10 protein-coding genes are annotated in these 8,148 nt (G+C 37.2%); all 10 read right to left on the bottom strand.

The window, feature by feature from the left end; genetic code table 11:
* Positions 1 to 119: 119 nt before the first annotated feature.
* Entirely contained in the window at positions 120 to 329 is a 210-nt protein-coding gene (locus JQM82_RS16425) for a hypothetical protein (RefSeq protein WP_331472910.1), read from the bottom strand.
* Positions 330 to 344: 15 nt separating this feature from the next.
* Positions 345 to 779: a recombinase family protein gene (locus JQM82_RS13175; protein ID WP_331472909.1), complete on the bottom strand. Its 435-nt coding sequence runs from the start codon at positions 777 to 779 to the stop codon at positions 345 to 347.
* Positions 780 to 1,001: 222 nt separating this feature from the next.
* A complete protein-coding gene (locus tag JQM82_RS13170) occupies positions 1,002 to 1,391 on the bottom strand; it encodes a winged helix-turn-helix domain-containing protein (RefSeq protein WP_235250839.1) in 390 nt (129 codons plus the stop codon).
* Positions 1,392 to 1,489: 98 nt separating this feature from the next.
* On the bottom strand, positions 1,490 to 2,629 hold the full coding sequence (locus tag JQM82_RS13165; protein ID WP_235250837.1) for a L,D-transpeptidase family protein: 1,140 nt from the start codon (positions 2,627 to 2,629) through the stop codon (positions 1,490 to 1,492).
* 286 nt (positions 2,630 to 2,915) lie between these two features.
* A complete protein-coding gene (locus JQM82_RS13160; protein ID WP_235250835.1) occupies positions 2,916 to 4,325 on the bottom strand; it encodes a sensor histidine kinase in 1,410 nt (469 codons plus the stop codon).
* A gap of 9 nt (positions 4,326 to 4,334) precedes the next feature.
* Positions 4,335 to 5,039 (bottom strand): response regulator transcription factor, encoded by a 705-nt coding sequence (locus JQM82_RS13155; protein ID WP_235250833.1) that lies wholly within the window; start codon positions 5,037 to 5,039, stop codon positions 4,335 to 4,337.
* A gap of 23 nt (positions 5,040 to 5,062) precedes the next feature.
* A complete protein-coding gene (locus JQM82_RS13150; RefSeq protein WP_235250831.1) occupies positions 5,063 to 5,272 on the bottom strand; it encodes a hypothetical protein in 210 nt (69 codons plus the stop codon).
* Between the two features lie 135 nt (positions 5,273 to 5,407).
* On the bottom strand, positions 5,408 to 5,713 hold the full coding sequence (locus JQM82_RS13145) for an ArsR/SmtB family transcription factor (protein WP_235250829.1): 306 nt from the start codon (positions 5,711 to 5,713) through the stop codon (positions 5,408 to 5,410).
* Between the two features lie 93 nt (positions 5,714 to 5,806).
* Entirely contained in the window at positions 5,807 to 7,690 is a 1,884-nt protein-coding gene (locus JQM82_RS13140; RefSeq protein WP_235250827.1) for a heavy metal translocating P-type ATPase, read from the bottom strand.
* A 109-nt stretch (positions 7,691 to 7,799) separates the two neighbouring features.
* Positions 7,800 to 8,018 (bottom strand): cation transporter, encoded by a 219-nt coding sequence (locus JQM82_RS13135; protein ID WP_235250825.1) that lies wholly within the window; start codon positions 8,016 to 8,018, stop codon positions 7,800 to 7,802.
* Positions 8,019 to 8,148 lie beyond the last annotated feature (130 nt).

Raw genomic sequence — 8,148 nt, 5'->3', positions numbered from 1 at the left:
TTCCAAATCGGATATCATAACGTCCACTTTCCTTGTCATAAAAAAGATTACCTTCTCGTTTCTCGCTCATTCTATTATTCCTCCTGAAAAATTATCTTTTATACTTAGTAATAGTGACGTTAATCTGATGATTGCAAAATCTCAGGATGTTTTTCTAAATATTTTTTTCGATAGCGATAAAACGTCGTGTGGGATAATCCTAATTCTTTCCGAAGCTCTGTCGGTGTAATCTCTCCGGCAATTACTTTTGAAAATGCTGCATCAAACTTATCTTCTCCGATTGCTGCAGGTCTTCCATAATCATCCCATTCTCCTCGGAGCTTCTTCATTTCTATGCCTTCTCTCTAGCGCTTTTCTTTTTTCTCAATTTCTGCCTGTGCCATAGAAGCATAAAGTTCCAGCATCATATTATTGATGGTTTCCATCATAAGACAAGCCATGGTGTTATCCATTTTTGACATATCCATCAATGTAGTCGGCAACTCCAGAACCATTAGCCGCACGCCCATTTCCTGCAGTTGTCGAATCTGCTCCATGGTATCCTTCTTATTCCTGCCCAACCGGTCCAATTCCGTAATAATCAAAATATCTCCTGACCGCAGAACATCTTCTACCAGCACAGTGTATCTTGGTCTGTTGAAATTCTTTCCTGTCTGCTGATCCGTAAAGATATTTTTCAGCTCCATTTCGTGTTCCTTACAGAATTGCCGTATCTCCTGAATTCCTCTGTCAAGATGCTGGTCCCTAGTGCTGGTCCTGTGATAACCATATACAGCCATTTTGCACTCTCCCTTCTGCAAATGTTCCAAAATGTAGGCATTTCTTCTGGAATATTCCAAAAGGAATTATCCATACATTTCGGTACAAAATTCACGTCTCTTTTTCCATATTCCAAATTGTGTACTTTTTGAAATATGCTTAACTATTCTGTATGTAATAGGAAAGGAAAACGCAACCTCTAAGCAAAATAATATCCCTGACTCTAGGATTTAGATTTCAATTTACCCAACAAATTTGTATCCACTGTTTATCACTGTCTCTATATAACCGTTTCCAATTTTTCTTCGAATCTGGCTGATCACATTTGCCACAGCACTTCCGCAATATTCCTGATCTTCTTTCCAGACAGCTTCATAAATCTGTTCTTTTGAAATCACCCATCCAGGATGTAATGCCAGATAAGAAAGGGTCTGAAACTCTAAATGAGAAAGAGAAATAAATCTACCATTTTGGAAAATCATCTGTTTCTGAAGATGAATTTCCAACTGAGAGAAAGTAAGTATATTGGGATCATGAGTCATTGTAGCGGATTCTGCATTTGGCAATGAAACCAGAACAGTCTCTGTAATATTCCCCGACTTTCCAATCTTCCTCATTACAATCTCTATCATTTCTTTCAACACCACCACCCACTATTTCACTTCAAATCATGTGATATCCCTAAGGTTCTATTTCAACAAAAATTTAAAAAAGTTATTGTATCTATTCATCAATAAATAATAATCGGATAACCTGCTTCAATCGTATCATAAATAATTTTTGCCTGTTCTTTAGGAAGATTGATGCAACCATGACTTCCCTTTGTCTTATATAACTCGCCACCAAATGCATCCTGCCAGTCCGCATCATGGAGTCCCTGTCCATACACAAACGGCATCCAATATTCCACTTCTACCTCATATCCATAAATATCACTGCTCAGTGTAAATGGCCTTGCTTTATATGCAATTGGCCATGACCCACGATACGTCTGTAATCCCTCACTAGGAAGTCCGCTGATAATATCTGTTTCTGTAACAAGCTTTCCATTTTTATAAAGCCATAAATATTGTTTATCTAAACTTACTTCTATGTAACTTCCCTGAAGATCATCACTTCCGTTCCTCCTCAACCCCTGTTTACTGTAAACCGGTTCTCGTTTTACATCACTACCACTCTTTATATCTTCTAACAACTTCTGCAATTCCGCATCTTTGTCAATCCAGTAACCATATTCATTTCCACTGATAATTACTTTTTCTCCAAAAGAAGTCTTAAAAGAACGAGGCACGTACATTGTGTTATATTTTGAAGACAATTCTTTAACAAAAGCTACTACGTCTTCTTCCTTAACACTTATACTGTCCCCACTGACAATTAACCATGAACATATTTTTTCATTGTCCAAAACTTCGACAGTATCGCCAAATATATAAGAAACCGTTGTTGTCCGGTATTGCAAAAGCTGTCTGTTTAATTCTTCTAATTTTCTATTTAGATCACTTTCTTCTGATGATACAGCTGTCTGATATACCTGACGATTTATTTTTATTTCTAAACGACTAGAGATCAGCTGTTCTTCAAAGTCTTCTGCTAAAGCATTATACACTTGTTCAACCAACTTCTTTTTGTCAATCTGATTACCTTGTATTTCATCCACTAAAATAAATGCTTCTTTCTGTTTGTCGTAAACGATATAAGCATCTGATGATTCTATTCGTTCTCCTAAATTGAAATCCTCGATATTCAAAACATCTTCCAACTTATTTTCCATTTTAATTTCATACTCTATCGAATAATTCTTTCTTTTTTCAATCAGGCCACGCTTTTGGTCTCTTTGTTTTTTTATTTTCAAAAGTTCTTTCTTCAATAAAGACGGCTCCAGTGCATATCCCATATTTCCCACTGTCGTCTCAAATATGTTTTTCCCATTTTCCTGGAAAACAACTTCTTTATTTCGAAATGTCTCTTCAATCTCTTTTACTGCCTGTTCCAGGGTACATTTCGAAATATCCATTCCATATATGGATATTCCGCATCCCATTGTTTCTTCATCCACCTTTTTTTCATAAATAGCCAGTACAATTCCAAGAAGCATCATACATAAAATACTACTCAGTAAAAAATATATTAACTTTAATTTTCTACATTTCATTTCATAACTTCGCCTCTTTTTCTATTCTTTTGGGCAAAGTAATAAAAAATAAGGTTCTTATGTCTCTGTTTTCTGCCCAAATTTTCCCACCGTGTCGTTCAACAATTGCTTTTGTTATTGACAATCCAATCCCCATTCCTCCAGTTTTTGAATTTCTCGATTTATCTACTCTATAAAAGCGCTCAAACAGATGTGGCAGACATTCTTTGGGAATTGGATTTCCTATATTTTCTACTTGGATTTCAATCATATAATCCATTTCTAAATACCTTATCCAAATGGCTGTTTGGGGTTCGGCATACCTTATTGCGTTACCAATTAGATTAACCATACATTGCATAATACGCGCCCTGTCTCCCCAAATTATATCGCCATGCTTTATACACAAGTTAAATGTCAGATTTTTCTTATCCAATTGAACATCAAAATTGTAGTATAACTGCTTACACATATCATAAAAATCAAAATCCTCGTATCTAAGTATTCCCTTCCGATTCTCCAACAAATACAGTTCCTGGAGTTGCTTCACAATCCCTGACAGTCTGAGAATCTCTTCTCTACAGCTTTCCAAACGTTCTCCTGTTGGCTCCCATATACCATCAATCATCGCTTCCAAATGACTCTGTATGTTGGTTAAGGGTGTCCTAAGCTCATGAGCTACATCCGCAGTAATCTGCTGCTTTTGTTCTTCCTCTTTTTTCAATGTTTGCGACATTTCATTAATTGCAGTAATCAGCTGTTGAGTCTCTGCAGTACGGCTTGTTACCAAAGACTTTACTCCATATTCACCATTCGCTATTTTTTCCGCCACCCGGACAGCATCTGAAATTGGTTCCGCTATTTTTCGTGCCATGATTCCTCCCATTATAATAGCTATTACAACAAACACCCCACCAATAACTACAAAACAGATGTTGAGATTATTCATCAAACGCAGTTCCTCATCAGAAAAAGAATACGGTCCATAATAGCCAACCGTAAGTTTTCCAACGCTTTTATTTTCATAAGACAGAGTATATATTTCTTCCTGATATTTACCCTGAAAATTAAAATATCTGCTACGCATATTACTCTCAGCATGTTCTAAAACAAGTTGACATTCTTCACTCTTGTGTGTTTGAATATCCCAATCCATTTCTCCACCTTTTGTTTCCAAATGGATAAAAACCCCATTTTGCATTGCAGCATTTCCTATAACTTCTACCTGTTCCTGACTAAAACTTCCAGTTTCCGCATCATATAAGTCCTGTAATTCATTCACGATATTGGATATTCTCTGTTCCTGCTGTCGTTTAGCATAATTTTCAAATTCTCTCTCCATATTAAATATAAACGCAACAGCAATGGAACAGATGACGGCAATAGAAATCAAAGAATATGTCAAAATCAATTTACTCTTAATGGTTTTCATATTCACCTCTTATAACACAAATTTATATCCAACACCGTACACTGTCACAAAATATCTAGGCATCTTTCCATCTGGTTCCACTTTCTGTCGTATACTTTTTATGTAAGTATCAATACTCCGATCATATCCCGCAAATTCATCCTCCAATGCATAAGATATAATCTGTTCCCTGCTAAATACACGGTTTGGTGACCTAACCAATAGTTCAAAAATTTTATATTCTGTCGGTGTAAGATGGATTTCCTCCCCCTGCTTTTCTACCTTCCGATATGTAAAATCCACTGTAATATAATGATTTCCTATGATTACAACATCCTGCTTATTTTCCTCCATCCTTTTCTGAGTGCGCCTTAACACCGTCTCTACTCTGGCCAATACATTCCTTGGACTAAAAGGCTTAACAATATAATCATCCGCACCAATCTGCAGACCCCTGACCATATTATTTTCTTCTATTTTTGCAGTCAACATAATGATAGGTATATCCTGCTTCTGATGAATCATCTGGCAGACATCTTCTCCCATAATATCCGGTAGCATCAAATCCAAAATAATCAAATCCGGCTTCAGTTCCTCTGCCGCCTCTATTGCTTTCTGTCCACTATGTACTGACTTTGTTTGATATCCTGCATTTTTTAAATATGCTTCCAACACTTCCGTAATCTTGATCTCATCATCTACAATCAATACCGTCCTTTTTTTTGTACTTTCCATTAGTTCCATATCCTGTCCTCGCTTCAATCTACCTCTATAATCGTAACTCTATAGTCCAATATAGATGTGATGGTAATAATCGCATTTATAATCCTCGGCATAGATACGTAATCTGCTTCAAGAATCATTTGCCCCGTCTCAAAATAAATTTCTATTTTATTTATTCCTACAATCTTCTTTAGTTCCTCACATATCCTATCTGCAGAATCTTTATTGTTCAGTCCCTGAATCATAAATATTCGCCTTTCCATAAAATAATCTCACCTCTCATATAGGAATATTTTCACATGTAACCTAATTAATCTTGTTCGTTTTACTATATCAGAATGATGTGGGGATTATGTGGAGATTAAACTAATAAACTTTCACTATTTCCGGGCTGTAACAATTTCTATTCCTAACTTGGTAACCAAACTCACATGGCAATCAGATACAGAATAATATATCTGCTTGCCCTCTCTGCGTCTTCTTATGAGTTTATGAGCTTTTAATATATTTAACTGATGGGATACCGTAGACTGTGATGCATTGAGATAACCTGTCAACTCACTGACACAAATTTCTCTGTCAGACAGCAAAAAAAGTAACTGAAGCCTTGTAGGTTCACCCAACACCTTAAAAAATTCAGCCAATTGACTATAATCAACCTGAACCGTATCGTATACATTTTTCATTTGTATATTTATTCTCCTAAAAAAGGCGCAGTCTTTTGGTGTCTGCGCCTATATATTTAAGTTTATTACAAGTCAAACATTAATCGTTAATTATCATAGATTGTGTACTCTCAAAGCACGTATTGCATTCAATACTGCGATTACTGTCACCCCTACATCAGCAAAAATTGCCATCCACATATTTGCAATACCAACCACACCCAAACCAAGGCAAACAAATTTTACAACTAAAGCAAATACAATATTCTGATAAACTATAGAGATGCACTTTCTAGAAATTTTAATCCCTTTAGCAATCTTCATTGGATCATCATCCATTAATACCACATCTGCTGCTTCTATAGCCGCATCGGATCCCATTGCTCCCATAGCAATTCCTATGTCGGCACGTCCAAGCACCGGAGCGTCATTGATGCCATCGCCTACAAAAGCTAGCTTCGCTTTTTTCCCTTTCTGTTCTAACAATCGTTCCACTTGAGTAACCTTATCGCTAGGCAGTAATTCACTGTGGACTTCATCTATGCCAAGGTCAGAAGCAACTTTTTCAGCAACCCTCTTTGCGTCTCCTGTAAGCATAACAGTCTTTTCAACTCCAGCTTTTTTCAATTCCGCAATTGCCTTTTTAGAATTTGGCTTTTCAATATCAGAGATTACAATATGACCAGCATATGCCCCATCAATTGCTACATGAATGATAGTTCCAACTGAATGGCAGTCCACATACGGAATATTCAGCCTTTTCATCAACTTAGGATTACCGACCGCCACTTCAATGCCGTCTACTTTTGCGATCAATCCATGTCCGCTGATTTCTTCAATATCTGTCACACGACTACGGTTAATTTCTTTTCCATAGGCCCGCTGAAGGCTCTTGCTAATCGGATGGGAGGAAGAACATTCTGTCAAAGCTGCGTATTCTAAAAGTTTCTCCTGCTCCATCTCATTGTGATGAATACCGCTCACCTCAAATACTCCTTGAGTCAGTGTCCCTGTCTTGTCAAAAACTACAACTTTCGTCTGGGATAATGTTTCCATATAATTTGAGCCTTTAATCAGAACACCTTCTTTGCTGGCTCCACCTATTCCAGCGAAAAAACTGAGTGGCACACTAACTACTAATGCACACGGACAGCTAATTACAAGAAATGTAAGCGCACTATAAATCCAGTTTGCCCAGTTTGCCGCATTTCCTGTAATTAAATTAAAAACAGGTGGTAAAACTGCCAGCAACAGTGCAGCAATACATACTGCTGGTGTATAAATTTTTGCAAATTTAGAAATAAAATTCTCCGAATGTGACTTACGAGAGCTAGAATCCTCCACTAGCTGCAAGATTTTAGAAACTGTTGATTCTCCAAATTCTTTTGTAGTCTGGATTTTCAGTACCCCTGTCATATTGATACATCCACTGATTACCTCGTCTCCCTCACCGGCCTCTCTTGGCATGCTTTCTCCGGTAAGTGCGCTGGTGTTCAAAGCTGAAGTTCCTTCTATGATAACTCCATCAATAGGAACTTTTTCACCCGGCTGTACCACGATCACGTTTCCAATACCAACCTCATCTGGATCAACCTTTTTCAACTTCCCATCACGTTCAATATTTGCATAATCTGGTCTGATGTCCATGAGGGCAGTAATGTTTCTGCGGCTTTTACCCACAGCGTAACTTTGGAACAATTCTCCTACTTGATAGAACAGCATAACAGCAATTGCTTCACTATAATCACCACTCTTTTCATAAGTAGCAAGTGCAATAGCACCGACTGTCGCCACAGCCATCAAAAAATTTTCATCAAACACCTGACCGTTCACAATTCCCTTTCCGGCCTTCCGTAATATATCATAGCCAATCACCAAATATGTCGCCATATAAAGTACTATATTTATAAATCCATTAAACGGCAGGAGTTTTAAACCTACCACCATGACCGCCGAAATAAGAATCCGAACCAGCATTTTTTTCTGCTTCTTTGTCATAACGAAGCCTCCTTTCAATTTAATATTTGCTTATTTGTTGAATTATATACTTCAAATCAGCGCCCCTTCCGCTTTCTGCATCCGGAGCGCCATAAAATACTGCTTCTAACTAAATCTCAATTTCACAGTCAGGTTCTACTTTCCTACAGGCTTTTAAAACTTCTTTCATTACCTGCTTTGCATCCTTGCCTTCTTCAAACTCTACAATCATCTTCTGAGTCATAAAATTAACTGTAGCAGAAGCAACACCAGCTGTTTTTCTTGCTGCATCTTCCATTAAATTAGCACAGTTGGCACAATCAACTTCAATCTTATAGGTTTTCTTCATTACAAATTCTCCTTTTCACTTTTTAGATTTAACCATTAAGCACTTGTTTAATTGTTATGTTTGTAGTATAATTACTGCACAAATGGAAGTCAACAGGTTGCAGACAGTCCCTTCCAAAATGGATAAAAAC

It is taken from the genome of Faecalicatena contorta (genome assembly GCF_021531995.1).
Classification (GTDB): Bacteria; Bacillota; Clostridia; order Lachnospirales; family Lachnospiraceae; genus Dorea_A; species Dorea_A contorta_A.
Note: the sequence above shows the minus strand (reverse complement) of the source record. Positions and strands in the feature narration are given on the sequence as shown.